Consider the following 21,275-nt stretch of genomic DNA (forward strand, 5'->3'; position numbering starts at 1 on the left):
TTCAGTTCTTCGCCGCCGCGCGCGACAGCGCCTGCGCCGAGTATTCGTGGATATAGCCGGTCAGTTCGCGCAGCTTCTCCAGCGACGCTTCCGGGAACAAGCCGTGGCCCAGATTGAAAATGAAGCCCGGTTCCCGCACGCCTTCGTCGATAATCGCCGCCGCGCGTTCGTGAATCAGGTTCTGCGGCGCCGTCAGCACGAACGGATCGAGGTTGCCCTGCACGGCGAAGTCCGGTCCGAGCCGCCGGCGGCCTTCCGCGATCGACACGCGCCAATCGAGACCGATCACGTTCGCTTGGAGTCCCCGCAGCGTCGGCAGCAGCTCGCCCGAGCTCACGCCCGGGAAGTAAATCTTCGGCACGTTTGCAAGCTCCGGCATCGCCGAGAGCTCGTCGAAGATTCGCGTGATGGTCGGCAGCACGTAATAAGAGAAATCCTGCGGCGCCAGCGCCCCGACCCAGCTGTCGAACAGTTGGAACGCTTTGCCGCCGTTCAGAATGTGCGCGCGCAGATAAGCGATCACCATGTCGCCCAGCTTGTCCATCAGCGCGAACCAGGTCTCCGGCTCGCTGTACATCATCGTCTTGGTGCGGATGTAGTTTTTCGACGGCCGTCCTTCGATCAGGTAGCTGGCGATCGTAAACGGAGCCCCGGCAAACGTGATCAGCGGCACGTTCAGCTCGCGGTCCAGAATGCGGATCGTTTCCAGCACGTGGCCGAGATCGCCCTCCACGTCGATCGGACGCAGGCGCTGCACGTCGGCCATGCTTCGGATCGGATTGTCGATCACCGGCCCGACGTCTTTGACGATGTCGAAGTCGATGCCGAGCGAAGCGACCGGGTTCATGATGTCCGAATACAAAATGGCCGCGTCCACGCCCAGCTTGCGCACCGGCATCAACGTGACTTCCGCCGCAAGCTCGGGCTGACGGCAGATTTCGAGCAGCGAATATTTTTCTTTGATTTTGCGGTATTCCGGATCGTATCTGCCGGCCTGCCGCATATACCATACAGGCAGACGATCCACTTCCCGGCCGTAACAGGCCCGGATAAAACGATCGTTATAAGTCATGTCGGTTGGGTCCTCCAATACCGGATTGGGTTCTTACAAAAATACAGTCAACTTTCATTATGCGCTTTTGAGACATTTATCACAAGGTTCGTTTACGACGATTCCTTGACGATTTTGCACCTATTCATTATCCACCCCAACCGGACGTTTGAGAACCGGCGGCGGCATATTCTCATTCAACTTTCACGCTTTCTTCACCATTGCCACCGCGAGGCCGTCGTAGGCGGGCAGCAGCGTGCCGAGCAGCCTCGGGTCTTCCGCCATGCGGCGGTTGAACTCCCTCACCGCCTGCACCGCCGGACCGTTCTTGTCGGGGTTCAGCGTTCGCCCGCGCAGCAGCAGGTTGTCCGCCACGATCACCGCTCCCGGTTCGGCCAGCTCCAGCGCCATGTCCAGATAATTCAAGTAATTGCCTTTGTCCGCGTCGATAAAAAAGAAGTCGAACGTCTCTCCGTCCTTCTTCAGCCGCTCCAATCCTTCCAGCGCCGGCCCGACCAGGTGACGGAATCTGCCGCCGAATCCCGCTTGCTCCAGATGGCGTCCCGCCAACTTCGCGTATTCCGCCTTCAGCTCCAGCGAAGTCAGCGTACCGCTTTCCGCCATGCCGCGGGCCATGCATACGCCGCTGTATCCGCCCAAAGCGCCGATCTCCAAGATGCGCTTCGCGCCGCTCAGCGCGGCCAGCATCGTCAGCATTTTTCCGTATCCCGCCGCCACCGATACTTCCGGCATGCCGGCTTCCCGAATCGCTTCCCGAATCCGGATCAGCAGTTCGTCCTCGCCCGCCAGACTTTCCATATAAGCTTCGGCCGCCGTAACGTCCGTATGCAGTTCGCTCATTTTCTCCACTCTCCGTTTTCGCTTCCGCCTGATTTGCCCGATGATCCGTCCTTAATATATTGTAACCGGAACACCGTTCCCCTATACTAGATTGAGCGCTGAACGCGGCGGTGCGTTTACATGCAGACCGCATCAGGCCCTTTCCGGCCTCCGCCGGTTCTTCATTTAACGATTGTACGATTTTATTGCGGGCTCCACAAGCAGGAAGGCGGATCGTTTCCCTCTTCCCGCCGATGCGAACGCCCGACATTTTCACCTTATAAACGGAGCTGAATTTATGAAAATCCCAGAAAAATTGACCTTGATCGCCACCTGCCCGATGGGCATCGAAGCGGTCGTCGCACGCGAACTCAAAGACCTCGGCTATGCCGACGCCCGCACGGAAAACGGCCGGGTGACTTTCACCGGCGGACCCGCCGACATCTGCCGCACCAATCTGTGGCTGCGCACCGCGGACCGCGTGCTGATCAAGATGGCCGAATTCCCGGCGCTGACGTTCGAAGAACTGTTCCAGGGCGTCAAAGCCGTCGACTGGGCGGCGTTCATTCCCGAATACGGCGAATTCCCGGTCAACGGACGCTCGCACAAGTCGCAGCTGTCCAGCGTGCCGGCCTGCCAATCGATCGTCAAAAAAGCGGTCGTCGAAAAAATGAAGGAATCGTACGGGACCGACTGGTTCGACGAAGACGGCCCGCTGTTCACGCTGGAAGTGGCGCTGCTGAATGACGTCGCGACGATCACCCTCGACACGACGGGACCTTCCCTGCACAAACGCGGATACCGCAAAACGACCGTCGAAGCGCCGCTGAAAGAAACGATGGCCGCCGCGCTGATCCTGCTGAGCCGCTGGGGCCCACACCGTCCGTTCTTCGATCCGTTCTGCGGCTCCGGCACGCTGCCGATCGAGGCCGCTCTGATCGGTTGGAACATCGCGCCGGGGCTGCGCCGCACTTTCCCTTCCGAGCGCTGGGATTTCGTGCCGGAAGAACTGTGGAGCGCGGCGCGCGACGAAGCGTTCGACGCCGTGCGCGACGATATCCCGCTGCAGATCGGCGGCAGCGACGTCGATCCCGAAGCGATCGAGATCGCCAAGGCTTCGGCCAAACGCGCGGGGCTCGGCGGCGAGATCACGTTTACCGTGCAGCCGGTCGCACGCTTCAAGCCGGAAGGCAAATTCGGCGTCGTCATTACGAACCCGCCTTACGGCGAGCGCCTCAGCGAAGAGGAAGAAGTGGAGAAAATGATCCGCCAGCTCGGGCGCGCCGCGCTGGACCTGCCGGACTGGTCGTTCTTCGCCATCACGCCGACGGCCAATTTCGAGCAGAACTTCGGCAAGCGCGCCGACAAGCGCCGCAAGCTGTTCAACGGACGGATCGAGTGCCAGTATCTGCAGTTTTTGGGACCGCTGCCTCCGCGCCGCTAGTCGGCTGCAGGCGTTCTATCGTTTCAGGTATCAGGAGGTGCTCTGAATGTCTTTTTTTAATCAAGCTTCGCACGGGCCCGGCCGCAAGCCGGGTCTTCTCTTTACTTCCGTGCTCTACGTTCTGTTCCTCTGCCTGATGCTGGGCAAGCTGCGGCTGCTTCACGGCAATCTGCAGCTTCCCTACATCACGATGAACGGAGTGGACACGCTGGTCGCGGCGGGAAGTTTGGTTGCGCTCTCATTTTGGGTGTTCTGGCTTCCGCCGCGCGGACGCTTCCCGGCGCTGGCTCTGCTCGACCTGCTGCTCACCGCGCTGATCTTCGCGGATCTCGTCTATTTCCGCTACTTCGGCGACTTCCTTACCGTGCCCGTCCTGCTGCAGGCCGGGCAGGTGGACTCGCTGGGCGGGAGCATCGCCGAGCTGCTCCGCTGGCGCGATCTCTGGTTGTTCGCCGATTGGCCGCCGATGCTGGCCGCCGCTCTATGGAGCCTGGCCGGCCGCCGAAAAAAACGGTGGCTTCCCGCCGCGGACCGTCCCGCTGCAGGTTCTGCCGAACGGTCCTTTTTCTCGCCGGCCAAGGACGGAGCCGTCCGGCACGGCCGGGCTCGGCGCCTGACGCTTCGTTTCGCCGCCGGGCTGCTGCTGCTGGCGATCGGCTTCTCGGCCGCCTTTTTCCCGATCCGTCACGCTTCCCAGACCTGGGCCAAAAACCTGCTGGAAAACAACTGGTGGAACATGTCGGTCTATAACGTCACCGGACTGCTCGGCTTCCATGCGATCGACGCTTACCGCTACGCGCAGACGACGATCGAGAAGGGACGCGAGCTGCCGGAAGACCGGCTCTCCGAAATCCGCGGCTGGTTCGAAGACAACCGTGAAGCCCGCATGGGGCCTCCGGAGCTGCTGGGCAAGTACGAAGGAAGCAACGTGATCACGGTACAGGGCGAAGCGTTCATGAACTTTTTCGTCGGAAAAGAACTGAACGGACGGCCGATCACGCCGAACCTCGACAAGCTTCGGGAAGACAGTCTGTATTTCGGCAATTTTTATCATCAGACGGGACAGGGACGGACATCCGACGCCGACCTCGGCGCGAACGCTTCTCTGCATCCTCTGCCTTCGGGTTCGGTCTTTATCCGCTACGCGGACAATGCGTTCGATACGATGGCTTCCGTCTTGAAAGAGCGCGGGTATGCGGCGAACGTGTATCACGCCTACGACGGCAGTTTCTGGAACCGCAGCCGCATGTACAAGGAAATGGGCTACGACCGCTTCTACGACGAGCAGGACTACGAGATCGACGAGCCGCTCGGCTGGTCGCTCGGCGATCGCTCTTTCTTGGATCAGTCGGTCGGCTTTATGGAAGAGACGCCGGAGCCTTTTTATTCGTTCCTGATTACGCTGTCCAGCCATCATCCTTATAACCTGGCGCTCAAAGACGAAGACAAACTCGATGTCGGCGAGTTCGAAGGCACGACGTTCGGCGATTATCTTCAGTCCGTGCATTACCTCGACTCCGCGCTCGGCGGAATGGTAGAGCGGCTCAAACGCGACGGGCTGTGGGAAAATACGATCTTCGTATTCTACGGCGATCACGATTATTCGCTCGACGAACGCGAAGCGGCGGGACGCCTGCTCGGCCGCGAACTGTCGGCTTTCGACTACGAGCAGATGATGGCCCAGGTGCCCCTGCTGATCCATCTGCCGGACGGTGGACTCGCCGGCACGTACGACGAACCCGGCGGTCAGCTCGACATCATGCCGACGCTGCTGCCTCTGCTGGGCATCGATTCCGGCGATTACGATCTGATGGGCAGCAATCTTCTGAACGGCGCGGACCGCGGACGGCTCGTCGTGCTGCGATCCGGCGCTTTCACCGACGGAAAGATTTATTACGCGCCTTCCGCGGACGGCGTGTTCGAAAACGGCGTCTGCTACGATCTGAAGACGCGGCAAAAGACCGATGTCGAGAGAGCGCGGGCCGGCTACGAAGAAGCGGCCAAGCGGCTGTCGATTTCCGACGACGTGATTACGCGCGACCTGCTCCCTCCCCTGAAAGGCAAATAGCGGCCGCGCGTCTTCTTCGCCCGCCTTTTCGTTCAATCGTTTCCGCGACAAAAGCCCCGCCATCCGTGCGAACGGACTGCGGGGCTTTTTTGCTGTCGTACCGATGACAACTTACCGATAACCAAACGGCGCCGGGCCGCTTATGCCTTTTTGATAAAAGGCTCGACCTTCGCCAGCACTTCGGCTTCCGTCGGAGCGCTGACGTAACGACCGTTAATGAACACGAACGCCCGCTTGCCGCAGGGACCGCAGTACGACTTGCAGCCGACTTTGATCTCGGCGTCGGGCGCCATTTTTTGCAGCTTCGGCACGATCGTCTTCATTCGGATGTGTTTGCATTTGTCGCAGACGCGAATATCGTTGGCCATGATTGTTCCCTTCTTCTTCGGCGGTCTTAGTGATCGCCGTGGTTGCCCTTCGCCGGATTCGTGATCACGAATCCTTCTTCCTGGGCGCTGTACAAATAATCGATCTTGATGCCGTCGAGCATCGGCTCGCTGGCGTCCACCAGCACGTCGATGTCCTTGTCGGTCGAGACCAGTTCGTCGCCGTCTTTTTGCTTGTCCAGGTCCATGCCGTAATGCGCATGGTCGCCGTGGGAATGCGTAACGAATACGCGCAGCTTCATGTCCTTGTTCTCTTCCTTGTTCAGTTCTTCCATCAATTTCTTCGCGGCGTTGCGCGTAATTTTGACTTTCATGACAGACTCCTTCCGCCTGCGGCATCGGCCGAGGCCCGTAGTGGTATGATGACGCGGACAGCGAAGCGGCAAAGCCCGTCAGAACGACGCGACCTGCCAAATCGCCTTGGTTCTCGCGATGTACTCGGCCAGCCATTTTTGCGCGATTTTCTCGAACATGTCCGATTCCCCGCTGTGCAGGAAGCGATGTTCGGGAACCGAGTCGCCGGTCTCCAGCTGTCCTCTTTCGTACAAAATGGTGCTGACTTCGCGCGCCGTCTCCTCCGCCGAACTGATCAAGCTGACGGACGGCCCCATCACCCGCTGGATCGTATCGGCGAGAAACGGATAATGCGTGCAGCCCAAAATGAGGCAGTCGAGCGGCAGCGCGCGCAGCGGCAGCAGCTCGTTTTTGACGATCTCGTAGGTGGCCCGGCCGCTGAAATGTCCTTGTTCGACCAGCGGAACGAACGGCGGACAGGCGCGGCTGACGACGTTGACATAGGGAGAGATCTGCTTCAGCGCCTGCGCGTACGCTCCGCTGTCCACCGTTCCCTTGGTGCCGATGACGCCGATGATCCCGTTGTTCGCCTTGGTGATCGCCGCGCGGGCGCCGGGATGAATGACGCCGACGACCGGAATGTCGACTTTGGCGGCGATCGTATCCAGCGCCGCGGCGGTCGCCGTGTTGCAGGCGATGACGATCATTTTCGGATCGAACCTCATGAGATAGTCGACAATCTGCTCCGTAAACGCGCGGACTTCCAGGAGATCGCGCGGTCCGTAAGGCGTACGCGCGGTATCTCCGAAGTAGACAATCTGCTCTCGCGGCAGCTGGCGCATGACCTCTCTGGCCACGGTCAACCCGCCGACTCCCGAATCCATTATGGCAATAGCTTGCTGCACGAGTACACGCTTCCTTCATATCGTTTTCCCGGATAGCCGTATCCGGCGGACAGTCTGACCGCCGGGCACGGACCGGGGTTGAAATTGAGCCTAACCTCTATCATAGCGAAGCGCAAACTCCGCCGCAAGACGATTTTCGGGTCGATCCGTCACTCTTCCTCGGAAGCGCGGCCCGGCGCATGCGAATCCGCCGACTGCCGGCTCTCCCGCATGCGGTACTCGCGTTCGGTCCGGAATTCCGTTCCGTCTTCCTCGCGCAGGCGGTAGCCCGAAGCCGAGTCGGAGTCGTCGCCCCAATCGCCCTCTTCTTTTTCGTAGCCTACCGGATCGTCCGTCTGCGTGCCGGCATAATACGGATGGCCCGGATTCAGATCGACGACCGCCCGCTCCGGCGCCAGCGCGGAACGCTGGCGCTCGCAGCGCCATCTCAAGCCGGCGCCGCCGAGCAGCTGCCCGTCCGCGACTTCGCCGCCGTTGCCGTAGAGATAGTACGAAGCGCCGTAGATCATCGGAATGACCCGGTCCGGCGTCATTCCGACGACGCGGCACTGGATATCGGGGACGCCCAGCGCGGTCAGTCCCAGCGTATCGACCAGCACTTCGTCCTGCCGCTGCATCTGATAGACGCGAACGTTCAGCGCCCCGTACAGCGGCTCGTGCAGATGGGCCGCCATGAAGGCGCGCGCATCGACCAGCTGTCCGCTGGGCTGCCAGTAAATCGCGTCGCAGCCGGTCGTTTCGATGACGCTGGCCAGCACGGCCTGGAACATCTCCACCCGCCGCTCGAAAGGAAGCATGGCCGCGTACCAATCGCACAGCGTTACCGCGTACCGATATTCTTCCAGCCGCTCCTCTCCGCCTTCCCATTTCCAGCTCTGCTGAAGCACGCCCTCCCAGTTCAGATCCTCGCGGATCGGTCTGGGACGGAACAGGCGGGTCTGCGCCGGCACTTCGGCATCCGTGAACGCGACCGTGTAATCGCCGTGGTAAAAGACCGCGGCCAACTCGAACCGGTCGTCGCCCGTCGTTTCTTTGCGCCGCAGCGCTTCGTTCTCCACCCGTTCCGTTTCCCGGAACGGCCCCGTATTGATCGCCGTCTTGCGAATCCGCTGATGGATGCTTCGCAAAACGTGCGCAGCGTCGAGCTGCGGTTCCTCCCGGAACAGCAGCTCGACCGCGTATACCGGCAAAAAGCCCGGTTTCATTCGTTTGCCTTCTCTCGGTTGTTGCCCTGCCGAATCGGCCATATGTCCGCTTCCTCCTCCGTGTCTGTCCGGTCCGCCCGTCTACTGCGGCCGGTTCTCGCCGAGCTCGCTCAGCAGATACCGGTTCACCCGGTCCGCAAACCGTTCGAGCGCGGCGGGCAGCTCCATCGTCATCGGATGCAGCGTCTTCCGGTCCCACTCGTAATAATCCTGTACCAGCGGGCGGCGCAGCCTGACGAGCCTGAGCAGCGTATGCTGCAGCTCGTCGTCGATCACCTTTTCCCCGTGGATAATGTCGACGATGTCCTCGTAGCTGCCCGCATCGCGCATAATGAAGCCGTCGATCAGGTAGCTTCCGATATCCGTCACCGCCTCCAAAGCCAGATGCAGCGCGCGCTCCTGGGCAAGCCCCTGCAGCAGCGTGCCTTCCCATTCCGCCGCGGCAAGCCGCATCGCTTCGATCGTCTGCGGCAGCGACAGCAGACGCTTCTCGATCTGTTCCCGATTCACGTAATACAATGTCGGTTCCTCCCGTGTCTTTCGCTCCGCCGCCCGATCGCGGCCCGTCCGTGTTCCCGGGTCTTCCGCCGGCTTCGCCGCCGCTGCCCGGTCACGGACGGATCGTCAGACTTCGTAGTCGACCGCGAGCGAGATGTCCTTGACTCCGTTGATGTACTCGATGATTTTCCGGTGCACCGGATGCGCCTGGTACGCTTCCAGGTCGTCGAGCGTCTCGACGGTCGCTGTCAGCGCGATATCGTAGGAGCGCTCCGAACGCAGGATGTCGACGCCGACTTCCAGCGACTTGAGCTGCTCGATTTGACCGTCCATGCTGCGCAGTACGTCCGCCGCTTCCGTCACGCTTTCGGGCGAACGGTTTTTCAACTTAAAAAAGACGATGTGCTTGATCATATTTTCTCATCTCCCTACGCGGATTAAGGAATGCCCATGCTTTCCAAAAAAGCTCACAAAGAAACTATATCATAAGGAGAGCGGTTTCAGCCAAAATGCGCGCGTCGATTTCCCGAAAAATGCGCGCGGACAAAAAAAAGACCGCGGCCGCAAAGCGGCCGACGGTCTTTTCGCTGCGCGGCGGCGGGGGTGCGGTCCTGCTTCGGGAAGCAGGCGCCGGCTCCGGGCCGCGCGCTTTTTTACTCGGATGCTTCTTCGTCGCCCACGCGCTCCGGCGCCACTTCCGGCTCGCCGGACGCGTTGGCGTCTTCGGTATCTTCCGCCGTAACCTGAGGCAGCACCACGGAAGCGAGAATCTCTTCTTCGGAAGACAGCAGCTTGACGTTATCCGACAGCTTGATGTCGGCAGCGGTCAGCTTTTCGCCGACTTCCAGATTCGAGATGTCGATTTCCAGCGTGCTCGGCAGGTCGTCCGGCAGCGCTTCGACTTCGAGCTCCGTAGCCTGCACCTGGAAGATGCCGCCTTCCTTCGCGCCTTTGGCTTCGCCTTGATAATCAACCGCGATCGTCGCGCGAACCGGCGTGTTTTTGTCGATTTTCAGGAAATCGGCGTGGATGATGCGGCCGTTCAAACGCTGAACGTCCTTGATCATCACCTGCATCGGCGAGCCTTCGGAGACGTTCAAGGAGAAAATGTCGGCGCCTCCGAGCTGCACGTGACGCTGCAGTTCCTTGGCATCGACGTGAACGGGAATGCCCGCCGCGTCTTTGCCGTATACGACCGCGGGAACGCGGCCGCTCTGGCGCAGGCTTTTGATATCGGAACGTTTAAAACCGTTTCTTTTCTCGGCTGTAAGTGCTTTACTCATGACTAATCGACCTCCTTGGAATTGGACAATTCATGCGGCAAAAGGCGTATTTCCGGACTGCGCCGGCGCCTTTTCCGTCTTCACCCTATTCTATTACCCCGGGGAAGCTAACTTGTATCACGCACGTCGTTCGGTCGCCGGCGGAAGCTTCCGTCAATAAGGCTGCGGACGGCCGTCTCCGGGCAGCCAGCGGGCCAGATATTCGGCGCTTCGGCTGTCCGGGACCGACGCGACCTCTTCCGGCGTGCCGGACGCGACGATGCGTCCGCCCTCCCCGGCCGCGCCCGGACCGAGATCGACGATCCAATCCGCCTGCGCGGCGATGCGCATATCGTGCTCGACCATGACGACCGTATGGCCGGCTTTCGTCAACGCGTCGAGATGGCGCAGCAGCCGGTCGGCATCGATCGGATGCAGCCCGTTCGTCGGCTCGTCCAAGATGTAGAGCGTCCGTCCCCGCTGGGTCCTCTGCAGTTCCGAAGCGAGCTTGATGCGCTGGGATTCGCCGCCGGACAGCTCGGTCGCCGGCTGCCCGAGTTTCAAATAGCCGAGTCCCAGATCCAGCAGCACGGACAGCGGACGCGCAATCGACGGCTGCCCCGCGAAAAAGGCCGCGGCGTCTTCCACCGTCAGCGCCAGCACGTCCGCGATGTTCAGGCCTTCCCAGGTCACTTCCAGCGTCTTTGCGTTATAGCGAGCCCCTCCGCATTCCGCGCAGGGCACGTACAGGCTCGAGAGAAACATGAGCTCGACCTGAACGAAGCCTTGTCCTTCGCAGACCGGACAGCGTCCCGCCGCCACGTTGAACGAAAAGCGTCCCGCGGCGTAGCCTCTTTCGCGGGCAAGCGGCGTCGACGCGAACAGGCGGCGGACATGGTCGAAAAATCCCGTGTACGTCGCCAGATTGGAACGCGGCGTCCGTCCGATCGGCTTCTGGTCGATGCGGACCAGCCGGCGCAGCGTCTCGGCGCCGCCGCCGACCGCTCCCGCGATCGCGGAAGGCTCATCGCCTTCGGCTTCCTCCTCCGGTTCCTCCGGCAGCGCGCCCAGATGCGGGGCCAGCAGCTGCGGCAGTACATGCGAGACGAGACTCGATTTTCCCGATCCCGATACCCCGGTCACGGCGGTCAGGCAGCCGAGCGGAAAAGCGGCATCGAGCCCGTTCAGATTGTTGAACGTCACGCCGCTCAGCGTCAACCAATCTTCGGGCTGACGGCGTTCGCGCAGGCGTTCCGCGCCGCGTCCGAACAGATAGTCCTTCGTCACGGATTCCCCGATCTCGCCCAATCCTTCCGGCGGACCGCTGTACAGCACGCGCCCGCCGCGGTCGCCCGCTTCCGGGCCGATGTCCACCAACCACTCCGCCTGCCGCATCACGTCCAGGTTATGCTCCACCACGAACACGGAATTTCCGGCGTCCCGAAGCGCCGCCAGCGCGTCGAGCAGCGCCTCTCCGTCCGCCGGGTGCAGCCCCGCCGACGGTTCGTCCAGCACATAGACGACGCCGAACAGCTTGGAAATCAGCTGCGTGGCGAGACGCAGCCGCTGAAGTTCGCCCGACGACAGCGTCGGAGCCGAACGATCGAGCGACAGATGCCCGATCCCGATATCGGTCAGTCGTTCCAGGCGCCCCGTCACGTCCCCGACCAGGCGGCGCGCGACGAGATTTTTCTCGTTGTCGCGGCCGCCCCGGGCTTCGGGCGCGGAAGCGACGGCGTCTTCCAGCGTCTTTTTCAGCGCCGCGGCCGGCATGCGGAACAGCTCCGCGATATCGAAGCCGGCGAATTTGACGGACAGCGCTTCGGGCTTCAAGCGCTTGCCTCCGCACAGCGGACACGGACGGACCCGCAGATACGGCTCCAGCCTCCGTCTTCTGCCCGCGTCGTCGGCGGAAGCGTACGTCTGAAGCAGCAGCCTGCGGGCGCCCATATAGTTGCCCATATAATCCGGGCGGCGGCCGGACGCGATCGCCTCCTGAATCTCTTCGTGACTAAGCCCCGGATAGACGGGGACGGAAGGCCGTTCGTCCGTGAACAGAATCCAGTCCCGGTCTTTCCGAGGCAGGTCTCTCCACGGTCTGTCGACGTCGTACCCGAGCGAGATCAGAATGTCGCGCAGATTCTGCCCGTGCCAGGCGCCCGGCCAGGAAGCGATCGCCCGCTGCCGGATGCTTAGGGAGGGGTCCGGCACCATCGAAGATTCGTCCGCGTCGTAGATCCGTCCGAGTCCCTGGCATTCCGGACAGGCGCCCTGCGGCGTATTCGGCGAGAAGTCTTCCGCGTACAGCACGCCCTGCCCTTCGGGATAATCGCCCGCGCGGGCATACAGCATGCGCAGCACGTTGGATACGGTCGTCAGGCTGCCGACCGTGGAGCGCTCCTGCGGCACGCCTCTCTGCTGTTGAAGCCCGACCGCGGGCGGAAGCCCTTCGATACTCTCCACCTGCGGCGTGCCCGCCTGTTGGATCAGCCGCCGCGCGTACGGCGCGACGGATTCCAGATAGCGGCGCTGCGCTTCGGCATACAGCGTGCCGAAAGCGAGGGAAGATTTGCCCGATCCCGAGACGCCGGTAAACACGACCAGCGCATCGCGCGGGATATCGAGATCGACGTGCTTGAGATTGTGTTCGGCGGCTCCTCTTACGCGAATGAAGCCTTCGTGCCGACCGGATTTATTTATAGAATGCATCGAAATTCCTCCTTCGCGTCTGCAGCCGGCTTGGCCGGCCGGCGCTGCTTTTTTGTCCAGCCTCGCCTACCCGGATTCCGCGAATCGGCTTCCGGAGGGACCGGAGCGGCTGCCGATCCTCTCCCTTTCCTCTTTACCGGAATGAGTGCTTTCAGAAACAGAGCCGGCTGCACGCCCCGCGAAAAAACGCAAAAAAGAACCCCAGGATTTCCGCGAAGGAAATCCTGGGGTTCTCTTTATTCATAGATGCGGTCGAGAGGACTCGAACCTCCACGGTATTGCTACCACACGGACCTGAACCGTGCGCGTCTGCCAATTCCGCCACGACCGCTTATTATGATGCCGAGCGTTTTGCCCTGCCCGAATAATATAACACGGTTAGCAGGCGCGACGCAAGCCCTTTTGGCAAGAAATTTTATAATTCATGCCAAAGGGCGTCTTGTCGATTCGACGATTGCCGCGCGTTTGCTCGGGGAACGGCAATCCGCATTTTCGCTACCGGCTCGCCGGAGCGACCGCCGAATTCCGCTCGATCAATTCCGGCACGTACAAGACGTCGTCCGGATCGCCCGCCGCGTCGGCTTCGCCTTCGATCATGGCGATCAGCCGCCGTGCCGCCTCCCTGCCCATTTCTTCCTTCGGGTGAGAGAGCGTCGTCAGCGGCACGCCGGACGCCAAAGCCAGCGCCGAGTCGTCGAAGCCGACGACCGACAGATCGTCCGGCACAGACAATCCCAGTTCGCGCGCCGCATTCATCAGCGGCATGGCCAGCTCGTCGTTATAAGCGACCAGCGCGGTAGGGCGCTCTTGCGCGGACAGCAGCTCGCGGACTTTCGCGGCGGGCAGCTCGCCTTTCTGTCCCGTTGCATAAGTAACGACATGTTCCGGAGCCAGAGGAATCCCCGCTTCCCGGTGCGCATGCATAAAGCCTCGCAGACGGCTCACGCCCTGCAGGTCGTCCGTTTTGAAGAAACCGGCAATCCGGCGGTGGCCCTGCTTGATCAGATAGCGGGCCGCCGTCAGGCCTCCCAGCTCGTCGTCCACTTTCAGGCACGGCACTTCAAGCTCGCGGTAGCGCTCGTTAATCATAAGAAACGGCAGGTTCCGCGACTGCATCGACAGGTAAAAAGGCAGGTTCGGATTGCCTTCCGCGCTCTTCGTCGGCTCGATGATCAGCCCGCTGAGCGGCTCGCTCAGCATAAGGCGCAGACACTCCATCTCTTTCTCTTTGTCGTTGTCCGTGCTGGCGAGCAGCAGCCGATACCCTCGGCTTCGCAGCTCGGCCTCGGCGCCGCGCACGATATGCGGAAAAATATAATCGGAAATGTAGGTCGTGACGATTCCGATCGTCCGCGGCTGCGCCGCTTCTTCGCGAAAGCCCGCGCTGCGCACGAACGTCCCCTTTCCCTGCACCCGCTCCAGCAGTCCCTGCCTCTCCAGTTCGGAGAACGCCTGGCGCACGGTCTGCCGGCTCAGCGAGAACTGCTCGGCAATCTCGTTCTCGGACGGGACCTGGCTGCCCGGCGACAACTTGCCGCTCTCCATCCAGCTCAGCAGTTCATTTTTCAATACGATATATTTGGGAAGCCGCTTGCTCATCGTGATTCACCTCGGTCTGTATTTACGTGCCGTATTCGGTCCGATCCGCCGAAAGAAATCGTCGGCGGGCGTGCCGGATTGTCCTGCGATCCAAACTCCATTAGTGTATCACGAGCGAGCGGCTTCGGGGACAGTTAATGCCTGCGGCCGAGTCCAACGAACCGTGACCGGTCGGGTTGTATAAGTCGCAACCTCAGGATAGCGCTTTCAATTCAGGACCAGCGCTTGTCTTCGGCATTCCGCCGCGCGGCAGGAAGTTCGGCCGATCGCCGATTGTACATACCTTTAAAGTTCGTCTTCATAAACTTAAAATTGTACGTACAACTCTATCTTATAACCGCCTCTTCAAAAAAGCAAGCGCGACCCGTCCCTTTTTCGAGTCTATTCCGTAATGCTGTTCCTTTTATGTCAGGGGCTTATGATTCGATCGATCGGGTCCGATATATAAAATTGAAGATAGTTCTATTCAAACTTTAAATTGTGACAAATATCAGTGAAAAAATTCACATATAATGTGATTACAATCACAAACCCTTTGAATTTTAATTAAATATAATAAACTTGTAAGTTAGATCAAATTTGAAATAGCGGCGGCTTACCGGCTCTGCCCGGCCCGCCGTTTACCGACTGTTAACTTGTGAAGAATATCACATTTCATTCTCTCCCATGAATATAACCGCCAAGGAGGCACCTTATTATGACTACCCCAGCGAAAGAAAAACTCGTCGTCATCGGCAACGGCATGGCCGGCATCAATACGGTCGAACAGATCCTGAAGCTGACCGACCGCTTCGAGATTACCGTATTCGGCAGCGAGCCGCATCCCAACTATAACCGCATCATGCTCTCCTACGTGCTCGAAGGCAGCAAAACGATGGAAGACATCGTGATTAACGACTGGAACTGGTACAAAGAAAACGGCATTACCCTGCACACGGGCACTACCGTAACGAAGATCGACACGGCAAGCAAAACGGTGCTTACCGACGGCGGACATAACGAAAGCTACGACAAGCTGCTGATCGCGACCGGTTCGAATTCGCTGATGCTTCCGATCCCGGGCAGCGAACGCGAAGGCGTCGTAGGCTTCCGCGATATCGCCGACTGCGACCAGATGCTGGAAGCGGCGAAGCAGTATAAAACGGCGGCCGTTATCGGCGGCGGCCTGCTCGGCCTCGAAGCCGCCAAAGGCCTCGTCGGACTCGGCATGGACGTCACCGTCGTTCACCTGATGAACGACCTCATGGAACGCCAGCTGGACAGCCAGGCTTCGGCCATGCTGAAAGCCGAGCTGGAGCGTCAGGGCATCAAATTCGCGATGGGCAAATCGACGGCCGAAATGCAGGGCGACCACCGCGTACGCAAGCTGGTGTTCACGGACGGCGAAGAATTGGACGCCGAATTCGTGGTCATGGCGGTCGGCATCCGTCCGAACAAACAAATCGGCGACGCCAGCGGCATCGAGACGAACCGCGGCATCCTGGTCGACGACTTCATGCGCACATCGGCTCCGGACGTCTACGCGGTCGGCGAATGCGCCGAACACCGCGGCGTCTGCTACGGCTTGGTCGCCCCGCTGTTCGAACAGGGCAACGTGCTGGCGAAACATATCTGCGCCATCGACACGGACGGGTACGCGGGATCGATCACTTCGACCAAACTGAAAATTTCGGGCGTGGACGTGTTCTCGGCCGGCGAGTTCATCGAAGGACCTCAGCATACCGTTATCGCGGCCAAAGACGAATGGAAACGCACTTACAAAAAAGTACTGCTGGAAAACAACAAGATCGTCGGCGCCGTCCTCTTCGGCGACGTGACCGAATCGGCTTCGCTTCAGAAGTACGTTCGCGAAGGCACGGAAATGACCGACGAAATCTACGGCGACCTGATGGGCACCGGCGGCCACTGCGGAGGCGGCAAGTCGAAAACGGCGGCCGTCGAAAAAATGGCCGACGACGAAATCGTCTGCGGCTGCAAAGGCGTCACCAAAAAAGTGATCGTCGACGCCATCAACGAAAAAGGACTGACGACGGTCGACGAAATCAAAGCCTGCACCGGCGCCACCGGCTCGTGCGGCGGCTGCAAACCGGTCGTCGAACAAATTCTGAGCTACGTGCTCGGCGACGGTTTCAAAAAAACGGCCAAAACCGGCATCTGCGCCTGCACCCCTCTGAGCCGTCAGGAAATCGTGGCCAGCATCAAGGAAAAAGGGCTGCGCACCACCAAGGAAGTCATGCACGTGCTGGAATGGCACAATCCGGAAGGCTGCTCGAAGTGCCGCCCGGCCGTCAACTACTACTTGGGCGTCATCTACCCGGGCGAACACAAAGACGAGAAAGAATCGCGCTTCGTCAACGAACGCATGAACGCCAACATCCAAAAAGACGGCTCGTACACGGTCGTTCCGAGAATGTACGGCGGCGTGACGACTCCGGAAGACCTGAAGAAAATCGCCGACGTATCGGTCAAATACGGCATCAAAGCGGTCAAAGTCACCGGCGGACAGCGCCTTGACCTGATCGGCGTGCAGAAAGAAGATCTGCCGAAAGTATGGGAAGAGCTCGACATGCCTTCGGGTTACGCCTATGCCAAATCGCTCCGCACGGTCAAGACCTGCGTCGGCTCGCAGTACTGCCGCTTCGGTACCCAGGACTCGATGGGCGTCGGCGCCATGCTGGAACAAAAATTCGAGCGGCTCGACTTCCCGGCGAAATTCAAAATGGCCGTCAACGGCTGCCCGCGGAACTGCGCGGAAGCGTGCACGAAAGATATCGGCATCGTCGGCAACGACGGCGGCTGGGAAATCTTCATCGGCGGCAACGGCGGCATCAAAGCCAGACTGGCCGACTCGCTCTGCAAAGTCAAAACGGATCAGGAGCTGACCGACACGGTAGCCGCCGTTATGCAGTACTACCGCGAGACCGGCAACTATCTGGAACGGACGTCGGAATGGGTCGAACGGATCGGCCTGGAAGACATCTACAACAAGACGGTCGCGGACGCGGAGAGCCGCAAAGCGCTGGTTGAAAGCATCGAGCATGCGCTGACCTTCGTCGAAGATCCGTGGAAGAAAGTGCTGAACGACAAGAAGACACGCAGCGAGCTGTTCGAAACGGCCAAACCGGCTGTTCCTCAAGCCTAAATCCAGACTTGGCGATAAGCTCTGCCGCATGCTTATAGATGAAACGCCGGCGGAGAGACACCGAAAAATCTTTTGTTCATCTCCGGTCTCTCCCGCCCGTTTCGCCCGCAACGACCTTACAGAACGATTCCGAGAGGAGCCTGACCATGAACCATGAATTGAACACCCTTACCGCAAACGGCGTCGCGCTGGACAGCCTGGACCGTTTTCCGAGCCGAATCGGCCGAGTCTTCCTCGTCGACGACACCGAAATCGCTGTCTTCCGCACTTCCGACAACGAATTTTATGCAATCGAAAACCGCAACCCCCATCCCAAAGGCGGCCCGCTCGCCGAAGCGATCGTATCCGGCCGTTACATCTACGATCCGCTGTACGATTGGAAAATCGATCTGCAGACCGGTTTCGTGCAAGAACCCGACAGCGGACAGGTTCAAACGTTCCGTATCGAAGTCCGGGACGATCAAGTGATTTTATTCACGAAATAAACTTCGTTAAAACAGCATGATTAAATTCGCGCTGCCTGTCGGCCATCGCCTGCACGCCGCGCCGCTTCACCCGCATTTCCCATTCGCGCGCCCGGGAGGCTGAATCTTATGTTTACCGAAAGTGTCAAATCCGTTGTAGAAGCCGCAGTCAAAAAAAGAGATTTCATGGACAAGCATCCTCTCCGCTATTTCGTCAGCGCCATGCTGGCCGGGGCCTTCGTCGGACTCGGCATCATCCTGATCTTCTCGCTCGGCGCTCCGCTCGCCGCTATCAAGTCCCCGTTCCAGCCGCTCGTCATGGGCGCTTCGTTCGGGATCGCCCTCACGCTCGTCATCTTCGCGGGCTCGGAGCTGTTCACCGGCAACAATATGTTCTTCACCGCTTCTACGCTGGCCGGACGCACTTCGGTAAAAGACCTCGGCAAAAACTGGACGCTCGTATTCCTCGGCAACCTTGCCGGCGCGATCGTGCTCAGCCTGCTCGTTCTCGGAACGGGCCTGTTCAAAGGCATCGCTCCGGAACATCTGATCTTCGCCGCCGCGGCCAAAAAAATGAGCCTGCCCGTTATGGAATTGTTCTTCCGCGGCATCCTCTGTAACTGGCTCGTGTGCCTGGCGATCTGGATGGCCAGCCGGACGACGAACGACGCCGCGAAAATCATGCTCATCTGGTGGTGCCTGTTCGCCTTCATCGCCAGCGGATACGAGCACAGCGTGGCCAACATGACGCTGCTCAGCACGGCGCTGCTGCTGCCGGGCCATCCGGCCACGATCACGATCGCGGGCTGGCTGCACAACATGATTCCCGTTACGCTGGGCAATATCGTCGGAGGCGCCTTCTTCATGGCCGCAGCTTACTGGTTCATCTCGCCGGTCCGCAAATCGGATCGAAGCGAGCCGCAAGTTCCTCAGCAAGAAACGCGCTCCGCTTCGTAAAGAGAACCTTTTCCTCGAGAAAGCCTGCCGGAAAGGCAGGCTTTTTCTTTGCTTCGATCTTGGCTTACGCGCGAAGCATGCTTCGGAAAATGTTTTCGGTCGTTGGAAAGACTAGTTCCTATTGCCTGTATTTCGATGATTTTCAATATTAATATTGAATTTAAGTCCTATTCCCTTTATATTCGATTCATACTTAAGACTTAGGTCCCCTACATAGAAAGGATTGTGAAACGCAGTATGAGTATTGTCGATTCGATGATCGCGGCAGCCCCTTATTTGGGCAAGATGATGCGCGAGAACACAGCCATTACCATTTACGATCGCACCCATATTTTGTACTATGCCCAGTACGGAAACTTCGATCTCGGTCTCAAAAGCGGCGAAGCGCTGCTTCCCGGTTTCGAAAACTTCGGCGCTTTGAAAGGCAGCAAAAATCCGACCCTTGCGGAGTATCCGGCCGATATGTTCGGCTACGGTTATCCGCTGCATGCCGTGATCATCCCGCTGCTCGAAGAAAACGAAGTCGAGGCCGTGCTGACCGTTACTTACGATCAGACCAACCAGGAGAAGCTGAAAAGCATCGCGTCCGATAACCGTACGATCGCCGATAATCTGGTCGAAATGGTGCAGCACGTGGCCGCCCATTCCCAGGAGCTGCAGGCAACGAGCGAGCAGATTCTGCAGAATACGAAGATCGCCGTGCAAAACTCCGGCAAAATCACGAACGTGGCGACGCTGATCAAGGAAATTTCCGACCAGACCAACATGCTGGGCCTCAACGCCGCCATCGAAGCCGCGCGCGTCGGCGAGCTGGGCGCCGGGTTCGGCGTCGTGGCGACCGAAGTGCGCAAGCTGGCCGTCCACTCCAAAACGGCGACCGCCGATATCGAAGTCGCGCTGAAAGACGTGCAGGAGTCCATTCGCGTGATGGAACGCGAAATCTCCCAGATCGTCGCTTCCTCGCAGGAGCAGGCGGACCTCGTCACCACGTTCACCGACGTCATCGAGCGCCTTCAGCAGACCGGGGAAGCGATGCAGGAATTGTCCGGCAGCCTGACCCGTTATCACGAAGAAGTTCGTTAACTTTTTTCAACCTTCAAAACCGTCCTTCTCTTAAAGGGAATGGACGGTTTTTTTTGCTTGCCGTATTCAAAAAAAACGTTTATTTTCCGATAAATAGGTTGTTGACTGTCTATATGCGGAAAGGAATGTGAATAGATGAACAAGTTAGAAGCTCTGCTGCAAATGGCTCCTCTGTTCAGTACGGTGGCCCGAGAGGAGATCGCGGTCACGATTTATGACGCGACGCACGTTCTCTACTATGAACAAGCGGGCAGCTTTCATTTGGGTTATCAGACCGGCGAACCGATGAAAGAAGGATTTGAGAATTTTGTGACGCTGCAGGGGCGAACCGAGCCTTTCATTCTGAAGTTTCCTCCGGAATGGTACAGCAAACCGCTGGAATCCGTCGTCGTTCCGATCCTCGAAGCCGGAGAAGTGGTCGCGGTTCTGAACCTCACCTACAACCAGACCAGCCGGGACGAATTGAACGCGATCGTACAGGCGAACGGCTCGATTACCGAGCAGCTCGGGGAGATGGCGCAGAGCATCGCGGCCCACTCGGAGCAGCTTCAGGCAACGAGCGAGCAGATTTTGCAGAACACCAAAACGGCCGTACAAAAGTCCGGCAAAATCACGAACGTGGCGACGCTGATCAAGGAAATTTCCGACCAGACCAACATGCTGGGCCTCAACGCCGCGATCGAAGCCGCGCGCGTCGGCGAGCTCGGTGCCGGCTTCGGCGTCGTGGCGACCGAAGTGCGCAAGCTGGCCGTCCACTCCAAAACGGCGACCGCCGACATCGAAACGGCCCTCAAAGACGTTCAAAATTCGATTCGCGTCATGGAAACGGAGATCGAACAGATTGTCGCTTCTTCGCAGCAGCAGTCTGAGCTGGTCGCATCGTTCACCGACGTTATCGATCGTCTGCAGCAGACCGGCGAAACGATGCAGAACCTGTCGAAAAGCCTGCTGCAGTATCATGTTAAGGCGCAAGCTTAAGCTTCGCCCCAGGCTGCCCACCGGCTCCCGCCGGGATACGGGCAGTTTTTGCTTTTTAGATGAGCGATAACCGGAACGAGGCAGCCGCAGAGCATGCAGGTGGTGCCGCCGTGGAATTTGGGGCAGCTCTCGCAGACCGCGAGGCGCGATTCGTATTCGGCTTCGGACACCCTCAGCTCGGGAGCGAACGCCGGCGAAGCCAGCAGCCTCTCCATCTGCCGCTCGTTCACCGCAAATTCGTCTCCGCAGCTTCGGCACGTTCGCTGATTTTGACGCATGACATCCCTCCGTTGTCTTAACTTGCTTATTGGCGAATCACTCTCGTTTTCCCTATTATAAGAACAAATTCGTGCCCGGAGTCAATGTTCGGTCGCTTTATTTGCGCCGCGC

19 protein-coding genes and 1 tRNA gene are annotated in these 21,275 nt (G+C 59.5%); 7 read left to right on the top strand and 13 right to left on the bottom strand.

The features are described 5' to 3' along the window. Position 1 precedes the first annotated feature (1 nt). Both hemE and GYN08_RS10485 read right to left on the bottom strand, forming a co-directional pair. The gene (gene hemE / locus GYN08_RS10480) at positions 2 to 1,072 is read right to left on the bottom strand and encodes a uroporphyrinogen decarboxylase (protein WP_166274153.1); all 1,071 of its coding nucleotides are present in this window, start codon (positions 1,070 to 1,072) and stop codon (positions 2 to 4) included. 183 nt (positions 1,073 to 1,255) lie between these two features. Then, a complete protein-coding gene (locus GYN08_RS10485) occupies positions 1,256 to 1,912 on the bottom strand; it encodes an O-methyltransferase (RefSeq protein ID WP_166274154.1) in 657 nt (218 codons plus the stop codon). Positions 1,913 to 2,189: 277 nt separating this feature from the next. On the opposite strand from GYN08_RS10485, the gene GYN08_RS10490 reads away from it, so the two are divergent. Then, positions 2,190 to 3,335: a THUMP domain-containing class I SAM-dependent RNA methyltransferase gene (locus GYN08_RS10490; RefSeq protein WP_166274155.1), complete on the top strand. Its 1,146-nt coding sequence runs from the start codon at positions 2,190 to 2,192 to the stop codon at positions 3,333 to 3,335. 46 nt (positions 3,336 to 3,381) lie between these two features. Next, entirely contained in the window at positions 3,382 to 5,403 is a 2,022-nt protein-coding gene (locus GYN08_RS10495; RefSeq protein ID WP_166274156.1) for an LTA synthase family protein, read from the top strand. A gap of 140 nt (positions 5,404 to 5,543) precedes the next feature. On the opposite strand, the gene GYN08_RS10500 is transcribed toward GYN08_RS10495, so the two are convergent. The 10 genes from GYN08_RS10500 to GYN08_RS10545 form a co-directional block, all read right to left on the bottom strand. Continuing rightward, positions 5,544 to 5,771 (bottom strand): DUF1450 domain-containing protein, encoded by a 228-nt coding sequence (locus GYN08_RS10500; RefSeq protein WP_166274157.1) that lies wholly within the window; start codon positions 5,769 to 5,771, stop codon positions 5,544 to 5,546. Between the two features lie 26 nt (positions 5,772 to 5,797). Next, a complete protein-coding gene (locus GYN08_RS10505) occupies positions 5,798 to 6,103 on the bottom strand; it encodes a HesB/IscA family protein (RefSeq protein ID WP_166274158.1) in 306 nt (101 codons plus the stop codon). Between the two features lie 78 nt (positions 6,104 to 6,181). After that, positions 6,182 to 6,988, bottom strand: a complete 807-nt coding sequence (gene racE / locus GYN08_RS10510) for a glutamate racemase (protein ID WP_166274159.1) — start codon at positions 6,986 to 6,988, stop codon at positions 6,182 to 6,184. Positions 6,989 to 7,137: 149 nt separating this feature from the next. Continuing rightward, positions 7,138 to 8,235 carry a DUF4261 domain-containing protein gene (locus GYN08_RS10515; protein ID WP_166274160.1) on the bottom strand — a complete coding sequence of 366 codons (1,098 nt, stop codon included), beginning with the start codon at positions 8,233 to 8,235 and terminating at the stop codon, positions 7,138 to 7,140. Positions 8,236 to 8,274: 39 nt separating this feature from the next. Continuing rightward, positions 8,275 to 8,712 carry a DUF86 domain-containing protein gene (locus tag GYN08_RS10520; protein WP_166274161.1) on the bottom strand — a complete coding sequence of 146 codons (438 nt, stop codon included), beginning with the start codon at positions 8,710 to 8,712 and terminating at the stop codon, positions 8,275 to 8,277. A 105-nt stretch (positions 8,713 to 8,817) separates the two neighbouring features. Continuing rightward, positions 8,818 to 9,105, bottom strand: a complete 288-nt coding sequence (locus GYN08_RS10525) for a Dabb family protein (RefSeq protein ID WP_166274162.1) — start codon at positions 9,103 to 9,105, stop codon at positions 8,818 to 8,820. 239 nt (positions 9,106 to 9,344) lie between these two features. After that, positions 9,345 to 9,974: a 50S ribosomal protein L25 gene (locus tag GYN08_RS10530; protein WP_166274163.1), complete on the bottom strand. Its 630-nt coding sequence runs from the start codon at positions 9,972 to 9,974 to the stop codon at positions 9,345 to 9,347. Positions 9,975 to 10,127: 153 nt separating this feature from the next. Beyond that, positions 10,128 to 12,662 (bottom strand): excinuclease ABC subunit UvrA, encoded by a 2,535-nt coding sequence (locus GYN08_RS10535; RefSeq protein ID WP_166274164.1) that lies wholly within the window; start codon positions 12,660 to 12,662, stop codon positions 10,128 to 10,130. 247 nt (positions 12,663 to 12,909) lie between these two features. Then, a tRNA-Leu gene (locus GYN08_RS10540) sits at positions 12,910 to 12,993 on the bottom strand. Positions 12,994 to 13,157: 164 nt separating this feature from the next. Then, positions 13,158 to 14,261, bottom strand: coding sequence for a GntR family transcriptional regulator (locus GYN08_RS10545; protein WP_166274165.1), 1,104 nt, complete (start codon positions 14,259 to 14,261; stop codon positions 13,158 to 13,160). A 697-nt stretch (positions 14,262 to 14,958) separates the two neighbouring features. Between GYN08_RS10545 and nirB the strand changes: the two genes are divergently transcribed. The 5 genes from nirB (at position 14,959) to GYN08_RS24065 (ending at position 20,885) form a co-directional block, all read left to right on the top strand. Then, on the top strand, positions 14,959 to 17,403 hold the full coding sequence (gene nirB / locus GYN08_RS10550; protein ID WP_166274166.1) for a nitrite reductase large subunit NirB: 2,445 nt from the start codon (positions 14,959 to 14,961) through the stop codon (positions 17,401 to 17,403). Between the two features lie 146 nt (positions 17,404 to 17,549). Next, a complete protein-coding gene (gene nirD / locus GYN08_RS10555) occupies positions 17,550 to 17,888 on the top strand; it encodes a nitrite reductase small subunit NirD (protein WP_166274167.1) in 339 nt (112 codons plus the stop codon). 108 nt (positions 17,889 to 17,996) lie between these two features. Further along, on the top strand, positions 17,997 to 18,824 hold the full coding sequence (locus GYN08_RS10560; protein WP_166274168.1) for a formate/nitrite transporter family protein: 828 nt from the start codon (positions 17,997 to 17,999) through the stop codon (positions 18,822 to 18,824). Between the two features lie 237 nt (positions 18,825 to 19,061). Continuing rightward, entirely contained in the window at positions 19,062 to 19,907 is an 846-nt protein-coding gene (locus GYN08_RS10565) for a methyl-accepting chemotaxis protein (RefSeq protein ID WP_166274169.1), read from the top strand. 135 nt (positions 19,908 to 20,042) lie between these two features. After that, positions 20,043 to 20,885: a methyl-accepting chemotaxis protein gene (locus GYN08_RS24065; protein WP_166274170.1), complete on the top strand. Its 843-nt coding sequence runs from the start codon at positions 20,043 to 20,045 to the stop codon at positions 20,883 to 20,885. On the opposite strand, the gene GYN08_RS10575 is transcribed toward GYN08_RS24065, so the two are convergent. Beyond that, positions 20,882 to 21,163 carry a DUF6171 family protein gene (locus GYN08_RS10575; RefSeq protein WP_166274171.1) on the bottom strand — a complete coding sequence of 94 codons (282 nt, stop codon included), beginning with the start codon at positions 21,161 to 21,163 and terminating at the stop codon, positions 20,882 to 20,884. The genes GYN08_RS24065 and GYN08_RS10575 overlap by 4 nt on opposite strands. Between the last annotated feature and the right edge of the window lie 112 nt (positions 21,164 to 21,275).

The sequence above is a fragment of the Saccharibacillus alkalitolerans genome (assembly GCF_011090185.1).
Lineage (GTDB): Bacteria > Bacillota > Bacilli > Paenibacillales > Paenibacillaceae > Saccharibacillus > Saccharibacillus alkalitolerans.